This is a genomic window from Pirellulaceae bacterium (assembly GCA_029243025.1).
Lineage (GTDB): Bacteria > Planctomycetota > Planctomycetia > Pirellulales > Pirellulaceae.
This window is the reverse complement of the sequence record JAQWSU010000030.1, coordinates 69,365-89,191: the sequence shown is the minus strand read 5'-3', so window position 1 is coordinate 89,191 and position 19,827 is coordinate 69,365. Positions and strand designations below refer to the sequence as shown.

General features: G+C 53.5%; 12 protein-coding genes. 9 read left to right on the top strand and 3 right to left on the bottom strand.

What is annotated here, in order from left to right:
* Positions 1 to 143 precede the first annotated feature (143 nt).
* From P8N76_13070 to P8N76_13035, 8 genes are all read left to right on the top strand, one after another.
* On the top strand, positions 144 to 1,256 hold the full coding sequence (locus P8N76_13070; protein ID MDG2382593.1) for a type IV pilus twitching motility protein PilT: 1,113 nt from the start codon (positions 144 to 146) through the stop codon (positions 1,254 to 1,256).
* A gap of 134 nt (positions 1,257 to 1,390) precedes the next feature.
* A complete protein-coding gene (locus P8N76_13065) occupies positions 1,391 to 3,115 on the top strand; it encodes an ATPase, T2SS/T4P/T4SS family (protein MDG2382592.1) in 1,725 nt (574 codons plus the stop codon).
* Between the two features lie 70 nt (positions 3,116 to 3,185).
* On the top strand, positions 3,186 to 4,583 hold the full coding sequence (locus P8N76_13060; protein MDG2382591.1) for a type II secretion system F family protein: 1,398 nt from the start codon (positions 3,186 to 3,188) through the stop codon (positions 4,581 to 4,583).
* A gap of 62 nt (positions 4,584 to 4,645) precedes the next feature.
* Positions 4,646 to 5,683: a prepilin-type N-terminal cleavage/methylation domain-containing protein gene (locus P8N76_13055; GenBank protein ID MDG2382590.1), complete on the top strand. Its 1,038-nt coding sequence runs from the start codon at positions 4,646 to 4,648 to the stop codon at positions 5,681 to 5,683.
* Complete coding sequence (locus tag P8N76_13050; GenBank protein MDG2382589.1) at positions 5,680 to 6,726, top strand: type II secretion system protein; 1,047 nt, start codon at positions 5,680 to 5,682, stop codon at positions 6,724 to 6,726. Before P8N76_13055 ends, P8N76_13050 begins: the two co-directional genes overlap by 4 nt.
* Positions 6,727 to 6,730: 4 nt before the next feature.
* Complete coding sequence (locus tag P8N76_13045) at positions 6,731 to 7,852, top strand: prepilin-type N-terminal cleavage/methylation domain-containing protein (protein ID MDG2382588.1); 1,122 nt, start codon at positions 6,731 to 6,733, stop codon at positions 7,850 to 7,852.
* Positions 7,853 to 7,854: 2 nt separating this feature from the next.
* A complete protein-coding gene (locus P8N76_13040; protein ID MDG2382587.1) occupies positions 7,855 to 9,015 on the top strand; it encodes a hypothetical protein in 1,161 nt (386 codons plus the stop codon).
* 92 nt (positions 9,016 to 9,107) lie between these two features.
* A complete protein-coding gene (locus P8N76_13035) occupies positions 9,108 to 14,474 on the top strand; it encodes a hypothetical protein (protein MDG2382586.1) in 5,367 nt (1,788 codons plus the stop codon).
* A gap of 92 nt (positions 14,475 to 14,566) precedes the next feature.
* On the opposite strand, the gene P8N76_13030 is transcribed toward P8N76_13035, so the two are convergent.
* On the bottom strand, positions 14,567 to 15,853 hold the full coding sequence (locus P8N76_13030) for an MFS transporter (GenBank protein MDG2382585.1): 1,287 nt from the start codon (positions 15,851 to 15,853) through the stop codon (positions 14,567 to 14,569).
* 346 nt (positions 15,854 to 16,199) lie between these two features.
* Here P8N76_13030 and P8N76_13025 point away from each other — a divergent pair, with 346 nt between their 5' ends.
* Positions 16,200 to 17,831, top strand: coding sequence for a retropepsin-like aspartic protease (locus tag P8N76_13025; protein ID MDG2382584.1), 1,632 nt, complete (start codon positions 16,200 to 16,202; stop codon positions 17,829 to 17,831).
* A gap of 121 nt (positions 17,832 to 17,952) precedes the next feature.
* On the opposite strand, the gene P8N76_13020 is transcribed toward P8N76_13025, so the two are convergent.
* Together P8N76_13020 and P8N76_13015 are read right to left on the bottom strand one after the other, a co-directional pair.
* The gene (locus P8N76_13020) at positions 17,953 to 19,323 is read right to left on the bottom strand and encodes an NAD(P)(+) transhydrogenase (Re/Si-specific) subunit beta (protein ID MDG2382583.1); all 1,371 of its coding nucleotides are present in this window, start codon (positions 19,321 to 19,323) and stop codon (positions 17,953 to 17,955) included.
* 26 nt (positions 19,324 to 19,349) lie between these two features.
* Positions 19,350 to 19,826 (bottom strand): NAD(P) transhydrogenase subunit alpha, encoded by a 477-nt coding sequence (locus P8N76_13015; protein MDG2382582.1) that lies wholly within the window; start codon positions 19,824 to 19,826, stop codon positions 19,350 to 19,352.
* Between the last annotated feature and the right edge of the window lies 1 nt (position 19,827).

Genomic DNA, 19,827 nt, shown 5'->3' with positions numbered 1-19,827 from the left:
CATCTTGCATTTCTGGGATCTAATTCGAGAACCGGCTCTTGGTGCACACCTACAGATCCTGTGGGGGGCCCACGAACAGAGGAGAGGTTCTAGAGTCACGATCGTCGGTGGTGTGAGCTCGGCCCCGTCGCGGGAAAACGATCATGGCCACGATTCTAATTGACAAATTGCTAGCTGCCTGCGTGAAGCAGGGTGCGAGCGATATTCATATCGCTGTCGGACAGCCGCCAGTGTTTCGTCTGCATGGGCGAATGCGAAAGCTTGAAACCAAGGTTCTCGAGCCCGAGGACACGCAAGGGTTGATGAAAAGTATCACCCCCGACCGATGCCAACAGGAATTGGCTGAAAAAGGCGGAAGTGACTTTGGCTTTGCTTTTGGGGATCAGGCGCGCTTTCGCGTGTCGATCTTCAAACAACGCGGCAACATTGGGATGGTATTGCGGCAAATCCCGAACGACATGCTCAGCTTTGAGCAGTTGGGAACACCGCCGAAAATCTCCGAGCTTTGCATGCGACCTCGAGGCTTGTTCCTGGTCACCGGTCCGACCGGATCGGGCAAGAGCACCACGCTTGCGAGCATGATTGATTACATCAATCGCGAAGCGGATCACCATATCATTACGATTGAAGACCCGATCGAGTTTTATCACTACCACAAGAAGTCAACCGTCAATCAACGCGAAGTTGGCAACGATGTGCCCAGTTTTGCGGAGGCGATCAAGCGAGCTCTGCGTCAGGATCCGGATGTGATTCTCGTCGGTGAATTGCGTGACTTGGAAACGATCGAAGCAGCGATCACCGCTGCGGAAACAGGTCACGTTGTGTTTGGAACGTTACATACGAACAGTGCACAAGGCACGGTCAACCGTATTATCGACGTATTCCCCACGAACCAGCAGGACCAGATTCGCACCCAACTTTCAACCTCAATCATCGGCGTGCTTGCTCAAACCTTGCTGCCAAGATTGGGCGGCGGACGAGTCGCTGCTTACGAACTGCTCACGGTGACACCCGGTATTGCCAACTTGATTCGTGAGAACAAGACCTACCGCATCACATCGGCGATTCAAACTGGATACAAACACGGCATGATATTGATGGACGATTCGCTATTCAAACTGTGGGAGGCGGAAAAGGTCAGCATTGAAGACGCACTGGCAAAAGCCCAATCGCCAGACGATTTAGCCAAACGCATTAGTAACGCTCAAAAAGGAATGTTCGACGACGAAGAAGATGTCAGTGATTCGACGAAGTAAAAGAGTTTGAACTTCGTTGCGACATTAGACGACATCGATCCAGCAGGAACGAAAAAGGTTCCAGACAGCTCGATCCATTTAATTTAATTCCCAAACATTTAATTCCCAGAGAATACCCCAAACGCAAAGTTCCTATGGCCATTCGACGAATCGGACAAATCCTGGTTGACCTCGGTTTCATCAACGATGAACAGCTGGAGATGCTGTTAGAAGAACAGCGTCGCCATCCTGGCGAACTTCTTGGCAAGATCGCAGAGGAGATGGGGCTGGTCACCGACGAGCAGATTGCACTGGCGTTAGCCGAGCAGATGAGCATGCAGGTCGTCAAGTTAGGCGAAGTGCAAATTGCACCGGAAGTCATGGAGTTGATTACCGAAGCGATGGCTCAGCTCTACCGGGTCATTCCGGTCAAGCTGGAAGGGAACGAATTCACGCTGGCAACTTGCGATCCGCAAAACCTTTCGATTCAAGACGAGTTGCGAACGTTCTTGGGTTACGACATCAAATTGCTCGTCGCCACCGAACGCGACTTGAACGCCGCCTTAGAACGCCATTATGCCAGCTCGTCGGAAACGTTCGAGAGCATCGTAACGGATCTGGAAACAGACGATGAACTGGAAGCCGCAGCCGAATCGCTCACCAAGGATGGTCCCATCGACATCACGGGTGCGGAGGCTTTGGCCGACAGTGCTCCGGTTCGTAAGCTGCTGAACATGGTACTGCTACTAGCGATCAAGGATCACGCGAGCGACATCCATTTGGAGCCATTTGAAGAAGAGTTCCGCATCCGCATCAAGTCAGATGGCGTCTTGTACGAAATGGTTCCTCCCCCACGACACTTGGCGTTCGCGATTACGACCCGCGTCAAAGTGATGGCAAATCTGGACATTGCCGAACGACGACTTCCTCAAGACGGGCGCATTGAGCTGACGCTGGGCGGTCACCCTGTCGACTTGCGCGTTAGCGTGATGCCAACCATGTTCGGTGAGAGTGTCGTCATGCGAGTTCTCGACCGGACCGTCGTTTCGCTCGATCTGAACAAGGTCGGCATGAATGAAGTGACGATTGCTGGCTTCCGCGAGGTCATGCACAAGCCGAACGGCATCGTACTGGTGACTGGACCAACCGGCTCGGGGAAAACAACGACTCTTTATTCAGCCCTCAGCGAGCTGAACGACATCAAAGAAAAGATCATTACGACGGAAGAACCGGTCGAATACGACATCGATGGAATCATCCAAATCCCGATCGACGCCGATATTGGCAACACGTTCGCTCAGTGTTTGCGTGCCATTCTTCGACAAGACCCGGACACGATTCTCGTTGGTGAGATCCGCGACACGGAGACGGCCGAAATCGCCGTCCAGGCCTCCCTGACGGGTCACTTGGTATTCAGCACCTTGCACACGAATGACGCCCCCGGCACCGTCACCCGATTGCGTGACATGGGCATTCCACCGTTTCTGATCACCGCAACCGTTGAAGCCATTCTGGCCCAACGATTAGTGCGACGAGTTTGTGAAAAATGCCGGGAAGAAGTCGGCCTTTCCGATGATTTACTGTCCCAACTGGCGATCACGCGAGAAGAATTAGAGGCAAAAGATCGCAAATTCTATCGCGGTAAAGGCTGCGACACTTGCAATAATACAGGTTACAAGGGCCGCGTCGGACTATTTGAACTCATGGTCATGAATGACGAATTGAGAGAAATGGTGCTCAAAGGATCATCCACCGATGAGTTACGCGACAAGGCACAAGAATATGGCATGATTACCTTGCGTGACTACGGCATGAATTTCGCCTACGAAGGAGTCACCTCGGCCGACGAAATCGTGCGAGAAACCATCCTGGATGCATAGAGTCCATTCAAGAACACTTCCAACTTTATCAATTTTGAGTAACTGCCCGTAACTGTGGCGGGGGATCACAATGCCGACGTATCAATTTGAGGCTATGGATGCCAAGGGTCAAGAGATCCGCGACGTCGTCGAGGCGGAAAACGAAGACGAAGCCCAGACGTATATTCGAGACATGGGTTATTTCGTCACGAAGATCCATGTCAAAAAAGGTCGCAAAACGGCTGAGAAAAAGTCAGCCGATGGTCGCAAGCGTGGTTTTGCGATTGGCGGCGTCAAAAGCAAAGACCTCTGCACGTTTACTCGTCAGTTGTCAATTCTGCAAGATGCTGGTTTGCCGATCCTGCGCAGCCTCAGAATTCTTGAAGAGCAGTCCAAACCGGGTCGACTCAAGAATTCCTTGATGGACGTCTGTGATGAAATCGAAGGCGGATCGACCTTATCCGAAGCGATGGCGAAATCCCCCAAAGCCTTCGATCGGTTGTACGTGAACATGATCAAAGCCGGCGAAGCTGGCGGTGCACTGGAACTCATCCTACAGCGACTCGCCGACTTCAAGGAGCGATCCGAGGCATTAAAGCGCAAAGTCAAAGGCGCCATGGTTTACCCATCCGTCGTCGTGATGGTCGCAGTCAGTATTCTGTCGGGTATCATGATTTATATTGTGCCGACCTTTGAACAAATCTTTATCGACTTCGATACAGAGTTACCGGCGATGACTAAGTTGTTGGTCACCATATCTCATGGTGTAGCAAACTTCTGGTTCTTAATCCCTGGCATTCCGATTGGGTTGGTTCTCATCGTAAAAATGGTGCGCAAGTTCAAAGCGGGCCGAATGGGCTGGGACCTATTCTCCCTGAAGTGGCCCGTCTTCGGACGCTTGATCGAAAAGAATTCGATGGCGCGCTCGACACGAACCCTGGGAACGCTGGTGGCCAGCGGTGTGCCAATCCTAGAAGGACTGACCATCACCCGCGAGACTTGCGGCAACGCGATGTTCGAACGTTTATACGGCCAAGTCGCTGATTCAATTCGCGAAGGCGAAACGATCGCCAAACCGATGAAGGAAAATTCGAGCCCCGGCTTTCATCCGGTCGCTTTCGGGCTCTGGCTTTCACTCGCCCTGCCATGCGCGAGCCTGTTCATGGTGGAAGGTGCCGCCGTGTTCGCGTTTCCGCTCGTCGCCATGGTGGGGGTCGCTGCGGGCCTTTATTACTTAGTCACCATGCGAGCACGCGTCGCCGATGACCTCGTCGTTAATATGGTCGACGTCGGTGAAGAAACGGGCGAGCTTGACACGATGCTATACAAAGTCGCTGATACGTACGACGAAGAAGTGGCTGTGATCACCGACAGTTTGATGAGCTTACTGGAACCGCTGATGATCGTATTTCTCGGTGGAGCCGTAGGTTTCATCGTGATTTCGCTCTTCATGCCACTCGTCAGCTTAATCACCAATCTGTCCCAATAGGCCATCGCCAGCAGGGCAACGGTCCGTTGAGACCACGAACGAATAGAAGTCGCAACACCGCGATGAAACCGCCACGACAGCTGACAAGGCAATGCAGTTGCCGAGGTGACCAAGGAATCACGAAGGGAGACATGCAGATGACGCAGGGCGGAATTCAACGCGAACGACCATCGGAGGCACGACCATCGGAGGCACGACCATCGGCTGGTTTTTCGCTGGTTGAGTTGCTAGTGGTGATTGTCATTATCGGCATCTTGATCGCGTTACTGATCCCGGTCTTAGGTATTGCACGCGCCAGTGTGCAGGAAGCCGGCATCACGACAGAAGTTGCCACCCTCTCGCAAGGGCTGGAAGCGTTTAACACGGAATTCAACGCCGGCTATCCTCCGGACTTCAGTGGTCCGATTATCGTGAATGGCCCACGGCAACTGGTGGCACCCGACGCCCAAGCAGTCGACCAGTTCCTGACTCGTTTGTTCCGATATCGCAACCGGGCGACTGACGTACCGCGTGATCCAGCGACGGGCATGCCGCTCCCAAACGGCGCCAATCTATTTGCTTCGCTCGACCCATCCGAAGCGTTGGTCTTTTGGTTACGAGGTTTCACTGACGATCCGGCGAACCCATTGTTCGGCCCCGTCGGCGTACGACCAGACACCGTGCAACGCACGCCGATCTTTGAGTTCGACCCAACACGCCTGATTGACAAAGACGGCGATGGCTTCATGGAATACTATCCTCGCTTCGCCTCGGATTTACCCTACGTCTATCTGGCGCACTACAACTATGTGGGCGCGTTTCAACAACCATCGCTTGTATGCCGCACGGGCGTTGACACCAACGCGGCCTTCCCTTGCCCTCGTCCTTATCTGGCCAAACAGAACGCGGAGGAAATTGTCGATATCAACCAAGTCAACGACTACGCCGCTGCACAAAAGTTCCAAGTGCTTGCCGCTGGCCTGGACAATGACTTCGGGATTCAGCAAGACAACTCCAACTACAATGGCTTTACTTATCCGCTCGGCCCCTATCCCAACAGACCTCACCAAGACAACATCACCAACTTTGCCGAAGGGTCGCTCGAGGGCAAATTGCCATGACGCATCGCTTGAATCGATCCCGCGCTTGTAAACACGGCTTCACGTTAGTCGAGTTGCTCGTGACGATCTCCATCATTGGGCTGCTGGCATCGTTCGTTTTGTTTGCGATGGCCGGCGCCCAGGAGTCCGCGAAACGTGATCGAACTCGAGCTCAAATCGCACGTATCGACGCGCTGCTTGCCGAAAAGTGGGAATCCTACGCCACGCGACGCGTCAGCCCCTTCGTCCGCCGGTATCAGCCGCACACCGACGGCCCCATGGGTAACAACGGCAGGGAAATTCAACGCGGCGATCCACGCTTCCGCACTGCCTCAACGGTCGCACGAGTCGACGGTATTCGTGAGCTGATGCGGATGGAACTCCCAGCACGAAAGAGTGATCTTCTACTCCCGCCTGTGGTCCTGCGTGAATCCCCCTTCCTGGCCCGAGCCTACCTGTCCAAGGCTGCAAAAATGTTGGCTAAGCGGAAAGGCACGCCGCTCAGCAGTGAATCGGAAATCAATAGTCGCTGGTCAACCACGCATCAGGGGGCGGAGTGTTTGTACTTAATTCTTTCGCAAATGATTGACGAAGAATCGAGTGCTTTACGATATTTTTCCGACACCGAAATTGGGGATGTGGATGCCGATGGCATGCCCGAAATCCTCGATGCCTGGGGCAATCCGATCGCTTTCTTGCGTTGGGCTCCCGGATTCGGCTGGAACGACATGAGTCCCCAACAACCCATCGCCTACCTTGCGGGCACGATACAAGACCGCGAATCAAACGACGCGTTCGATCCAGCCGGTGTGTATGCGATCCAGGGCACCTTTGCCATGTATCCGTTGGTGTTTTCCGCAGGACCGGACAAACTTTACGAAATAAACATTTCACCAAATCGGAACTTCAGCAGCTCAATTCCACCGAACAATCCCTATGTCGGGTTGGGGAATTATGCCGTAAGCGATGATTTACCAGCGGGCGCTTGGGTCGATACGAATAGTAATGGGCAGAATGATTCGATCGACAACCTCCACAATCATCTGTTGATCACAGGTAACTAGCAACATGGTTGAGAAGCAGGCAACAGCTCGACGAGGACTGACGCTGACCGAACTATTGGTCGTCGTCAGCATCATGGTGATCGTCGCAGGCGCCCTCGTGCCCATGGTGCAGCCTCTCCTCAAAGGACGCAATCCACGGGAGGCAGCCCGGCAACTGAACGTCATGATCGCCGGCGCTCAAGCCCGTGCCATGGCCACCGGCCGCTCCGTTGGCATCTGGTTGGAACGAGCCGCTCACGAACCGAACGATCCACCTGAACTTTGGTATTCGGTCTACAAGGTTTATTTGGCGGAAGAACCGGTACCCTATTCGGGCGACTTTGATGACTCACGTGTTGCCGTCACGCAAGGCAACGCCGGCGTTTGGGAAGCCAACTTTCTTCCTGATATCAGCTGTTGTCAATCGGCTGCCACATTAGTTCAGATCGGTGACTTCATCCGTTTAAATCAACGCGGTCCTCGCTATCCAATCGTGGGAATGGACACGAGAAAGATCAGTTTTACTGTCCCTCCACAAACCCCGCGACCTTTGACACCGGCTCGTTATGTCAATTCGATAACGGGCACAACATTCGAGATCTTCCGGCAACCGATGAAATCAGTCAGTTCGCCCATTGAGATGCCAAATAACACGGCCATCGATCTATCCGTTTCGGGATTTGCCGATTTGAATACCGGCACCCCAAGCCTGACCAAATTCCGCGAAATGAGTCCCGAGTATGACATTGCGATCATGTTCGGTCCGGACGGCGGCATCGACCACGTTTATTTCATCTCCCACGAACCCAACATACCGACTTTCGCAGTCCGACCCGCCAGCAACATCAGTTTGCTCATCGGCCGCTCTGACAAAGTTGGCCGCGACTTGCAAAAAGCCACAAACATTACCAACGATGCTGTTCAAAATGTGACTGGCCCCATGGGCCTGGCCAGTCTGGAAGAAAAGGCAAACATCTGGTTAACAATCGCCAATCATTCTGGCCGTGTTTCCAGTGCCGAAAATGCAGGCATCTCGCTTGCGACGATGAACACCATCTTAACAAATCCCGGCGCCTTCGACGCCAGGAACCTAATCGGTGAATGCCGCCAATACGCCGACACGGGGCAGAGTATGGGAGGCCGTTAGTTTTGAATCGTTTCACCCTCAAAGGTCGTGCCACAACTGCCGCGACGTGGTCACAACATTCCGGAATCAGCCTGCTAGAGGTGATGATTTCGATTGGAGTGGTCGGCATCGGTTTAATCGGCGTGGCCTCTCTAATTCCACTCGCTCACTACAAGGCAGCTCAAGGAATTCGCGACGATCGTAAATCCATGATGGGGCGTCGTGCCTTTCGCGAATTTCGAATTCGTGACTTGGATCGCCCGGGGGACATGTCCAACCCAAGTGATGCGCCCAATCCTTTTTGGTACTGGCCATCGCCCGGAAACCCCTACGCGATTTACAATCTGGCCGGCGATGGCAAACTGGTACGTCAGGCTTACTGCTTGGACCCGATGATGATCGGTTTCGCCGACTTAGCAGGCACCAGTAGTAGTGTCGCTGCCTTTCCACTGAATGCACCGATTGCGATCCCACGCGTAACCCTGATTAGTGCCCGCCCCGGCGACTTACGGCGACAAGGGCCGCCAGGAGCGATCAACAACCAGTTGCTGAACAATCCGCCAATTATGTCGCTGGCACAAGCCGAAGAAATGTTTTTACTGCGTGACGAATTAGTTTTCGATCAACCGGATGATGCAACGCAACCACCGTTTCAACGCTACTTAGAAAACAACAAACGTTACGCCACCGGCAGTTACAGTTGGATGGCAACTTTGGTTCCAGATCCCATTCCAACATCCGATCGCTACACGTTGTCAATCGTTGTCTACTATCGCCGAAACCTGACAATCACTCCCCCGCAGGAGACGATTGCCGCGGTCAACATTCCAATGAACCAGAATGGGTTTCGGGAATTGACAGGCGTAAAGACAGTCGCTGTTGAATCACAGCAGCACGCGCCGCCCGAAGCGGCAACGGTTCGTGACATGAAGACGGGCGAATGGGTTGCGTTGATGCAACAGGTGGATCCCAATTACTCAAACACAATCACTCTACGTTGGTATCGAATCCTGGCTGCCGATGAGGTCGATAATGATCTCGATAACAACCGTGAGCTAAGTTTGTCGGGGCCTGATTGGTCCGTGACTTCGAATCAACCCATTTATGCGGTTTACGCACGTAACATAATCGCCGTTTACGAGAAGTCGATCCGTTTACAAGACAATAATCTCTACGCGTATTAAGAATGAAGAAGAGGAGCGACGTTGGTGCCTGGGCCGCACTGACTGAGCTGCGAATTAGGGGCTTTCATTACCGCCATCGAGAAACGATTCCTATGACACGTCGCCATCCACCACGTCGCGGCATCCTGTTGCTGATTGTCTTGAGCCTGTTGGTTCTGTTTGTCCTGATCGGCTTGACATTCGTCGTTGTTGCGACTCAATACAGTCGAGCCGCTCGCGTCTCAGCTCAGGCCGAGTTGACTGGGGATGCGCCGGCCAAAGAGCTGGATAGCGCTCTCTATCTGATTCTGCGTGGCAGTCAAGATCCGCTGAATCTGACCCATCGACACAACCTATTGAGTGATGTTTACGGTCACGATGATCATTTTGTGGGCAGCATTGCCAATCCGATTCAGCCGCAAGCCGCGGGTGCGCTGATCCAGATCCCCTTCAAACTGGTTGATGGCTTCCCGCGTACCGACAACTACTACGCCGGCTGCGTGCTGACTCTGCTAGACGGGAATGGACGGGGACACAGTACACGAATCGTGCGTTACGCTCCAAGTGTGGATGGTGGATCGCTCTTCATCGCCGGCTTTGAAGATGCAGGACCTACGGTGATGCGACCGGGAGATCGTTTTCTGGTCAATGGAAAAGCGTTCAACGGAACGGGAGACGGCTATGACCCAAACAGCGGTCGCCTGTCAGGAGCGTTAGACCGCAACAACAATTGGATTACCAATAATTTCCCCACCGACAACCCAGCTCTGATGCCAAACCTGCGCGAGGCAGAATACCCCGGGTCGATGATTGGCGGTAGCGACGAGAGTTGGGACGCGGCCGATTATCAAAACTATTTCCTCGCACGAATCCCCTCCAAGATCCGCCCCAATCCGTTGAATCCACCGTTGGACCCCAATGGTCAAATGACCAATGCGAATCAGTTTCTTCGTGACCCGCTGATTCCTTCATTTCATCGCCCTTTCCTGGTGAACTACTGGATGCAGGAATTACCCGACGGGGAATGGGATGCATTGAACCCCACTTCGAATCATTTCCGTCGCTTTGTAATTTCCCGACCCATGTGGCCGGACCACCCATTATTCACTGGCAGCAACCCAGCCTTTGCTGATCCGCGCAGTTTTCGCATGGACGCCATGGGAAATGGCAACGTCGACCCCAATGGCGATGGCTTCATCGATCGCCCCATTACCCGTGGCCCCTGGGACGTCGACAATGACAACGACGGCATCGCCGACAGCATCTGGGTCGACTTGGGAATCCCGGCCAAGACGTCTCCCGATGGTCGCATGTATAAGCCACTGTTTGCTGTTCTTTGCGTGGACCTTGACGGCCGCTTGAATGTTAACGCCCACGACAACAACGAATCGGAAAGGTTAATTTCAACGCCGCTTCAAGACGCTCAGGGATTCGCCGCAGGTGGCGCAGGGCCGCTGACGGGCATCACCCGAGGCTCCGGATATGGTCCCGCCGAGATCCGACTTTCCAACCCGGAGCTGAGGATACCCAACGTTCAAATGCTGCTTGCCAGCCGCTCCGAAGACGCAACCCGCACCACCCGGACACCTGGCTATCCAGACAACAATGCCACCCAAGGAATCGACTGGGAAAATAAGCTGCGGGAATGGAACATGCCCGCTAACTACGTCACGCAATCCGATACAAACGGCTACGGCAGTGCCTACCACTCGCCCTCCGACCTACGGGGAATCGGCGGCGTCTATCTCGATCTGGCCGGACAACCCCGCTTTGCGCTAATGGGCAAAGATTTCCAGGACAGAATGGGCCCCATTGAAACGGTCGACGATCCCTACGAAAGTAATCTCGTATCACCAAACGCAGGTGACAATCTATTTTCAGTTTCGGATCAAGAGCAGTTGCTGCGTGCCTTCGACGTCGACACCGCTTCCATCAGTAATGAATATTCGCCCACGCTGAATGGCAATCGCTTGCGTTCCATCTTGCTGGGTTCGTATTACGTGCCCGGGGCTACTAATTTAAATGGCATCGACACCCGTTCGCGTCGATTTACCACCCACTCCTTTGATGTTCCATCGCCCAACATTCAGCCGCCGAGTCCGGAGTTTCGCCAACTCGTGCATCAATATCAAAGCAATGCCAATCTTCCTATTGGCAGAGCAACAGTAAGTGACATGGTTCGTGCCTTGCTGCTCGCGAAAGGCTTTGCAGGAACACCACAGGATCTAGAGAAACAGGTCCATCTGATGGTTCCGACCGAGTTACGGAAGGGCCAACGGATGGACATCAACCGTTGGCTGGGAAACGCACGTGACGACAATTCAAATGGCGTGATCGATGAACCGACCGAAACAGAAGGCTTGGTTTGGACTGGAACTCCATTCGAATCAGCCACTGCTTTCGCGATGGATGACCCTCATTATGTGGACGCCAGCAATGTCTTCTTTTCCCGTCAGCAGTACGCTCGCCACCTCTATTGCCTGATGATGTTGCTGAATACGCGCATCAACGACGCGGGGATTCAAAATCCGGGCTTCACGTTTCCTTCACCCGTTTATAACGAACCGGAGGCCAGGCGTCGGAAACTGACCGCCTTGCGAATCGCTCAATGGGCCATCAACGTTGTCGACTTCCGTGATCCCGATTCGATCATGACCCCATTCGAATTCGACTTGGAACCTTTTGACGCCAATGGCTGGTCAGTGGATGACGACATTCGTACTTCGAACGACAATTCGACAGATTCCGTGCCTGATCGAGCTGTGGTCTGGGGCTGTGAAACGCCGGAACTCATCATCACGGAAACCGCAGCTTTCCACGACCGACGGGTCAAAGATACGAATCAGGAAAAGCCCGTCGAAGGACAGGTGGCAAGAAAACGATTGCCCGAAGATGCAGAACTCGACGACCCCAACAACGAGATCAACGCCGAAGATCTTGACGAGGACCTGGACCAATTCCGAGTGCCACAAGGATCTTTATTCCTGGAACTCTATTGCACGCGGAATAAACCTTCCAATAACAACGTCGTACCCAACGAGCTGTACCAGAGCGTCAATGGGTCGTCTTTTCTTGACCTGGAAAAAATGGCACCCGGCAATACGCCCGTCTGGAGAATTGCCATTGCCCGCCGCCCGCCCGCAGGCAGCGATCCTGACACTCGCAGCGACACTGCTTTGCTACTTCCTGCCTTACCCGGCCTCACATTGGGCATCGATCAAAATCCCCCCGACCTGAATATCTTCGACCCCAATGACATGGGACTAATGCGAGGTTTATCTTCGGGCATCACCAACAAGGACTCGATCGGAAACGGGGTACCGCAAGTCAATTACGAGCGATTCATTTATTTCACTCATCGCAATCCAAATGCCGAACCCAACTTCTACAATCGCAATCCACCGAACCAAAAAGCCTTATTGCGTCCCGGACACTACGCGGTCATTGGCCCGCGAGAAACAACCCACTTTGGATCGTCTCGCAACAATACCAATCCAGACGGCACACCCGCACCGTCGCCGCAAAAAATTGAACTTTACGCACCCACGATCGAGCTACAAACTCGGGGCATTTTTTCGCCGCCAGTCGCTGGTGGACGAACGGGAATCGCCAACACCAAACGGATCCTGGCAATCGTCGCTCAAGCCGACCCGTTCGGTTGGGTCGATCCAATCGGCGTCAGTGTCTCTGAACCACTACCCGGGCCAACCTACTACCACATGTCCACGGATGGCACCGTGGATCCGGAGAAGCTTCCAACCCACGATGGACATGACGGCGGTCACGACCGTAGCTTCTACAAGACCGGCATGCTTCCTGACGTACCACTCGACGAGATCTCGATGCCAGGACGACCTTTGAGCGATCCTGAAGATCGCCTGACAGGAACCCATCGAATGTTCCGCGTCGCCGTGCTAGAGCGATTGGCAGATCCAACGGCCCCATTCAACCAAAGAACCAATCCTTACATCCCCGTGGATAGCCAAGCGATCGACCTGAACGTGTTTAATGGTGAGGAGGAAAGCGAAGAGGAAACACGATGGGAAGAGCTCGTCCAAAAAGTTCAAGGCGACATCGACGATGAGAATTTCCGTTTCGATCCACCCAACAACCCACTCGCCGATGATCCGGTAGGGATCTATTTTGAATCCCGCGAACGGGGCAACGCTTTTGAAACACAGACACTCAAAGCCGCGGTCCTGTTGAACCCGATCAGCACGAGCCCAGGTGCCGAACCGAACGCTCCGCGAGGTGCACCCCCAGAAGACGGCGACGCCCCTGCACCGGCTGGAGATGGCAGCCTGTACTGGAACTATGAATTCAAAAGTTCCTTCGGCTATTTGAATTCGACCTACGGATCCGTTCCTCTGCCAGAGCGACCCAAGTACGGCGATCCCATCACAGCGACGACACGACTGAGCAGCCCCCTACCCTACGTGGGTGATCCGGCCATCCACAAGTCACCATGGCTCGTCTGGAACGATCGACCCTACGTCAGTCAACTCGAATTGATGCAGGTGCCCAGTGGTTCACCTTGGCGTCTGCTGTACGAGTTCCGTGGTAGAAACATAAATAACAATGATGGCGATCCCTACGGAACGGGCAACGGTATCTACCAGGCTGAATATTCTCACCTGTTGAATTTCTTCCAAAACGCCGCAGCAGCACCGAACCAACCCGCAAATTTCAATCAACTGTTTGACTATTTGGAGGTGCCATCTCGTTTTGCAGGGACTCAACAATGGTTGAACCCGCAGCAAACGATTTCTTCGACAACTCCACAAATGCGTTCTTTCCTACCGCCATTCAATCGTGTTTCACGTTTCCGTGAACCGGGCCGAGTGAATCTGAATACCATTCCGGATCGAGAAGTCTGGACCGGTATCGATCCAACTCTCGGCCCAACACGAGCCAGCAGCTGGAATAGAATCCAGACGAGTCTCAAAGGCAATGAGCCCAATCAGAATATCTCTGACCGACCCGCGTTCTATGGAAATCCACTGCGTTCTGCCGCGAGTGCCGATCTGATGCCAACGCGTGACCTTGAGAAGAATTCTTCCGAGGCAACGTTGCTGAGATCGCTCGACGGTAACGAAGAACAACTATTTGGATTCGAATCTGGGGTCGCGCAGCCGATCCAAGCCTCCCAGCACAACTCGTACTTCCGCTACCACAGGCTGCAACGACTCGGCAACCTTTTGACGTCGCATTCGAATGTCTATGCGGTTTGGATCACGGTGGGCTACTTCGAAGTACATCCCTGGAACCCAAACGATCCGACCAATCTTAGTCTGCCACCCATTCGTGATCCGGCCCATCCCGATGGCTACCAACTTGGCTTGGAACTCGGCAGCGACACGGGCGAGACCAAGCGACATCGTGCATTTTACATGATCGATCGATCGCTTCCTGTTGGTTTCCAACCGGGTGAAAACCACAACGTGGATCGCGCGGTGCTCCTGCGACGCATGCTGGAGTGATTCTCCCAGGCCATCCGAAAGAAGCCGCACCTGTCGCAAAAGGCAATAACCGCCGGAAATTGACTTCAAGCGGTTGTCAATCGCAAGAAGGGTTAGCCTTTCGCTTCGAAGTATTTGGCACGCAACGCCTGCTGTCTGCCCAGCCACCAGGAGATGCCACACCAGACCAGGGTGGCGGGAATCATGCCAAAGGCCACCGCTGGGAGTGCAAGTCCCAGCCGAAACAGCCAATCATTGATCAGGCTGGCCAACACATCACCTCCACGCGCGATGGCGGTGTCAATAAAGCCCTTTGACTTGTATTTATCCTCACGCGAGACAACCGTAAACAGGGTTTCCTGGGCCGGCACCATCAAGCCATAAGCCATTCCGCGCTGAGCAACCCGACCGATAACCAACATCGCAAGCGTCGAGGTCATGCCTAAGCCGAGAAAGCTGGCCGCATAAGTTAAAGGCAAAATGCACAACACGGCCGACAAGCCCCACCAGCGCATCAACCGACCCACAAACAGTGTCTGCAAAATAATGGTCACCACTTGGACGGCAATATTCATTCTGGCGAATAACCGAATTCGCATCTCATTATCGGCCAGCGTCTCGCTCACAATCTCCGTCTGCTGAAAATAACCGGTTGTCCCGCACAACTTTGCCAGAATCAAAGCACCGCAGATGCCGATCAAATAGGGCGATTGCATCACATGCGTGATGCCTTCCCAAAAAGTGCCCCCCGTCGGCTGATCCTCGTCGGAAACAGCAACCTCCGTTTTCGCTTTCATTTGACGAGCGGCTCGATCAAAGCAAAGCATCAAGATTGCGACGACGCCAATCGCACCAATTGGAACCAGCAACAGCTGAGCCATGCCAACACGGCCGACCAATTCTTGTGCGAGGAACGATCCGGTCAATCCGCCTAGCGTGCCTCCGGCCGCCACAAATCCAAAGAGTCGTTTTGCTTGCTCGCTACTGAAGGTGTCTGCCAAGAAACTCCAGAACAACGACACGGCAAACAAATTGAAGACGCTGACCCAAACAAAGAAAGCTCGAGCTGTCCAAGTGCTAATCGTGGTGTTCATGAACAACCAAAAGACGAACAGGCAGAGAGCGAAGAACGCATAGACAATCAGTGCCAAAACTCGCCGTGGCAACTTTGCAATTAGAAAGCTATAGATCGGATTGGCGAGCACCATCACCGTGAACGTCGCGGTGAACAGCGGCAACAACTCATTGCGCCCTAACACACTCCCCAACGTCTCGCGGACCGGACGAATCAGGTAATAACTCAGCAACACACAAAAGAACCACGCAAAGGCCAGCAACAGCGGCCGCCACTCATCCGCTTCGATCGGTGGCAAGAAACGTCGTGTGAGGTAAGTCAGCATAGTCGATTACTCGGTAGGGCCAGCAAGCTTGCTGCCTTGTTGTTTTAACTCGAACATCGAAGGTCCGTAAGTTATCGATTTTATGGACTCACTGCCAAGAGACGTTACCCGCCCCTGACACGATGCCGATGATCGCCACCCATTGCCGGGAAAACAAGCTGCCTGCGGGCCCGGCGACCCCAATGGGGCCGTAAAAAGCGCCTATTCACTGAGTTTGACGGGTTAAAACGGGTTCTCAAACGGCTTGCTGGCTTTCGCTTTCCAAAATCTCGCGTGTCGGCTTATAATCGGGGCGTCTCCGTTTCTGGGGCAGAACCGCGAGAGATCATGGGGAGTTACCGGTTTCATGAAGCAGATCACCTCTTGGCAATCCATTGCCATCGTTCTTTTTTTCTCGACTCTGCAAACGGTATCGGCTGAATCTCCCTACATTCTGCTGGGACCCGCCGATCAGCTCGCGTTGGATCAGCCACGCATTGCCATCGAGTTCCAGGATCCGGATACAGGCCAGATTCTGGGTCCTGCTTTTGCGAATACGTTTCTATTGGACACCGGAGCCAACAGCATCTTGGCCGTTGACGACGCAATTGCAGAGCTCAACCAAAACGGCTACCGCACCGAAGGTACGTTTTTCGAGCGTGGGATCGGTGGTTTTACTGAGTTCGATGTGTCAGCTGAGTACAACATCAACTTCGCAGGCAGCGACGGTATCCCCAGTACAATTACTGATGCGAGAATCCTGTCGAGCACCACCGAGAGTTTCTGTCCGATTCCCGGACTCTGTTCGTTCTACGGAATTGCCGGCATGCCCCTGATGAACGAACGAGTCACAACCATGGACTTGTCAAGCCTAGGCGGTGGTAACAACGGCGATGGCGACATTTTCGGGGACATCTTCGATTCGCTTTTGGGCGTCGACTTTCTGTCGACAACCTTTTCCAACCAACTGCCAACGACCAACCTTAGACGTTACAACATCCCGGTAACGCCGGTCGCCTTCGACCCGGAATCCGAGGGTCCGATTCCTGTTTGGGTCGACCTTCCCTTTGTATCGGCAGATGCGGTTCAAGGGACAACTCGCGTGAACGGTAATATGGTGCTCGATACGGGTGCCCAGATGAGTATCCTGTCAACTGACATGGCATTCGATTTGGGACTGGACGCCAACGGTGACGGACGACTGGAAGACAATGCCGTCGGCTCGCAAGCGCTTGGCGGCGTTGGAGGCCAAATCAACGCACCGCTGATGCTGGTCGATGAACTTCGAGTGCCGACCGAACAGGGCGTGGAATTGGTCTTCACCGATTTGAATGTGGCGATCGTCGATATCGACCCCACCATCGATGGCATCTTTGGCATGAACTTTCTCGCCAGTGGCTGGACGGGATCATTGCTGGGAGGCGACCTGGGTGATTTGTCCGACCTGCTGGACGACGCCAATCTGGGCGATCTACTCGACGGGCTAGGCGGCCTCGGCGTAGGCGCTGATGGCTCACCTTACGGTTTTTTTGAACGAGTGCACTTTGATTTTCGTGACTTCGAAAATGGCAATGGCTCGATCGTTGTTGATTTGACCGAGGATGTGACGGAAGTCGTCGGATCCGATGGCGTCCATGGCGATTTAGACAACGATGGCGACATCGACTTCGACGATCGTAAAATCTGGGTGTACGATGTCCAGCAGACCTACTTTGGTGACTCAACGCTGGACGGTGAATTTGACACCCGAGATTTGGTCGCTGTTTTCCAGGCTGGTGAATATGAAGATGATCTGCTGGAGAACTCAAGCTGGAAAACGGGTGACTGGAACGGCGATGGGGATTTCAATAGCGGTGATCTGGTGACCGCATTCAGCGATGGCGGATTCGAGCGAGGCCCCCGCACCCACATCAATACCGTTCCTGAACCATCCAGCGGGCTGTTGTTGCTGATCGCCCTCGGCGGACTATGGGGACGAGCCCGACGCGGTTCTTGCTAAGTCAAAAACTGCGACCGTGTGGTGAATCACGGCAAGCACGCAAAATCAGTAAAGCATTGAAATAAGCGGGGCGATCGTTTCTTGAAGTCGTTCCCACAAGCGTCCGCAGCGAGGACGTCCACTAGGACTCTTTCACAGCGGTGACCAACTCCAGCAAAGCTTGCTTTCCGTCTCCGAACAACATCAGCGTATTCTCAGCAGCAAAGAGCGGATTAGGAATTCCAGCGAACCCAGGGCTGAGACTCCGTTTGATCACAATCACGGTCCGAGCTTTATCGACATCAATGATCGGCATACCGGCAATCGGGCTATTGGGGTCCGTTCGAGCAACCGGATTGACCACATCGTTCGCCCCGATCACGATCGCCACATCCGTCGTGACCATCGTCGGATTGATTTCATCCATTTCCTTGAGTTTATCGTAGGAAATATCTGCCTCCGCCAACAACACATTCATATGTCCGGGCATTCTCCCCGCAACAGGATGGATCGCATAGAGAACTTCGGTTCCGTTGCTCTCTAACAGATTCGCCAGATCGCGAACAACATGCTGTGCTTGAGCAACCGCCATCCCATAACCGGGAACCACGACAACGCGCTGAGCAGTTTCCAGAATCATCGCGACATCGTCAGGCGAGGTACTGCGGACAGTTGCGTAAATTTCGTCAGCATCACCGACCGATGACCCCGCGTCGATTCCACCGAACAGCACATTGGTCAGTGAGCGGTTCATCGCCTTGCACATAATCTTTGTCAAAATAATGCCGGAAGCTCCTACCAAGGATCCAGCAATGATCAACACGTTATTATCAATCACAAATCCTGTCGCGGCAGCTGCAATTCCTGAGTAAGAATTCAGCAGTGCGATCACAACCGGCATATCAGCGCCGCCAATGGGGGTCACCAAAAAGAAGCCCAACACGGAGGAGACAATCACTAAAGCCACAAAGGCAGGAAAGGACTGTTCGGCAATCATCCAAGCAGCGCAAGCCAGGATCAGCAACAGCAGCAACCCATTGACGATTTGTTGTCCAGAAAAGGACCAATTCTTACTGAAGATCTTCAGGCCTTGAAGTTTCCCAAAGGCAACAAAACTGCCCCAAAAGGTGACCGTACCGATCATCCCAGAGACTGCGGTCGCGACCAACACATCGATGGTTTCGAAGTCCATCCGCGAAAATTCGGCAGCAGCCACTAAGGTCGACGCGATACCGCCCAGACCATTAAACAGCGCAACCAACTGAGGCATTTCGGTCATTGGAATTCGGGCCGCCAGGACGGCGCCAATGGCGCCACCGACAAGGATCCCAATCACAATCAATCCATAGTGATCCACTGTAGTGAGCGTCACAACAATAGCCAGTAACATCCCAATCGCACCCAAGATGTTGCCGCGCACCGCAGTACGCGGATGCGACATATTCTTGAGCCCCAAAATAAATAGGGAGGCTGCAACTAAATAACAAAGTTTGACAATAGCCAGAGTATCCACTTGCAATCGCCTTCTTCCTGTGGCGGTTAGCGTCGTCGGAACATGGAAAGCATTCGATGAGTCACCAAAAAGCCTCCCACAACATTGATTGTGGCCATCATCACGGCCAACATGCCTAACCAACCCGCGAGCTTTCCACCCGTGAGTCCCGCGGCCAGCAGGGCGCCGACGACGGTAATACCGCTGATTGCATTCGAACCTGACATAAGCGGAGTATGCAAGGTTGGAGGTACCTTTGTAATCAATTCAAAACCGACAAAGATTGACAGCACAAAAATCGTGACACTTGCAATCAAAGCATCGCGGCGATTGAAGCCTAAATCGAATTCATTGGCGATCGTTTCCTCTGCCGTTTCGACTTGCGTCAGAGGCTGTTCAGCCGCCTGCAGTCGAATCGATGGAAGGCCAACAAAGATTCCACCCAGCAATACCGCACAGCAGATCGGGAACAAGATTGATCGCAGCGGTCGAGCTTGAGTTTGACAATGATTTCCTGAACGCATA

Bases quoted from the DNA above. Each gene is read 5' to 3' on its own strand.
- P8N76_13035 (MDG2382586.1), top strand. From the start codon at position 9,108: ATGACACGTCGCCATCCACCACGTCGCGGCATCCTGTTGCTGATTGTC.
- P8N76_13045 (MDG2382588.1), top strand. From the start codon at position 6,731: ATGGTTGAGAAGCAGGCAACAGCTCGACGAGGACTGACGCTGACCGAA.
- P8N76_13055 (MDG2382590.1), top strand. From the start codon at position 4,646: ATGAAACCGCCACGACAGCTGACAAGGCAATGCAGTTGCCGAGGTGAC.
- P8N76_13030 (MDG2382585.1), bottom strand. From the start codon at position 15,853: ATGCTGACTTACCTCACACGACGTTTCTTGCCACCGATCGAAGCGGAT.
- P8N76_13065 (MDG2382592.1), top strand. From the start codon at position 1,391: ATGGCCATTCGACGAATCGGACAAATCCTGGTTGACCTCGGTTTCATC.
- P8N76_13060 (MDG2382591.1), top strand. From the start codon at position 3,186: ATGCCGACGTATCAATTTGAGGCTATGGATGCCAAGGGTCAAGAGATC.
- P8N76_13015 (MDG2382582.1), bottom strand. From the start codon at position 19,826: ATGCGTTCAGGAAATCATTGTCAAACTCAAGCTCGACCGCTGCGATCA.
- P8N76_13070 (MDG2382593.1), top strand. From the start codon at position 144: ATGGCCACGATTCTAATTGACAAATTGCTAGCTGCCTGCGTGAAGCAG.
- P8N76_13050 (MDG2382589.1), top strand. From the start codon at position 5,680: ATGACGCATCGCTTGAATCGATCCCGCGCTTGTAAACACGGCTTCACG.
- P8N76_13025 (MDG2382584.1), top strand. From the start codon at position 16,200: ATGAAGCAGATCACCTCTTGGCAATCCATTGCCATCGTTCTTTTTTTC.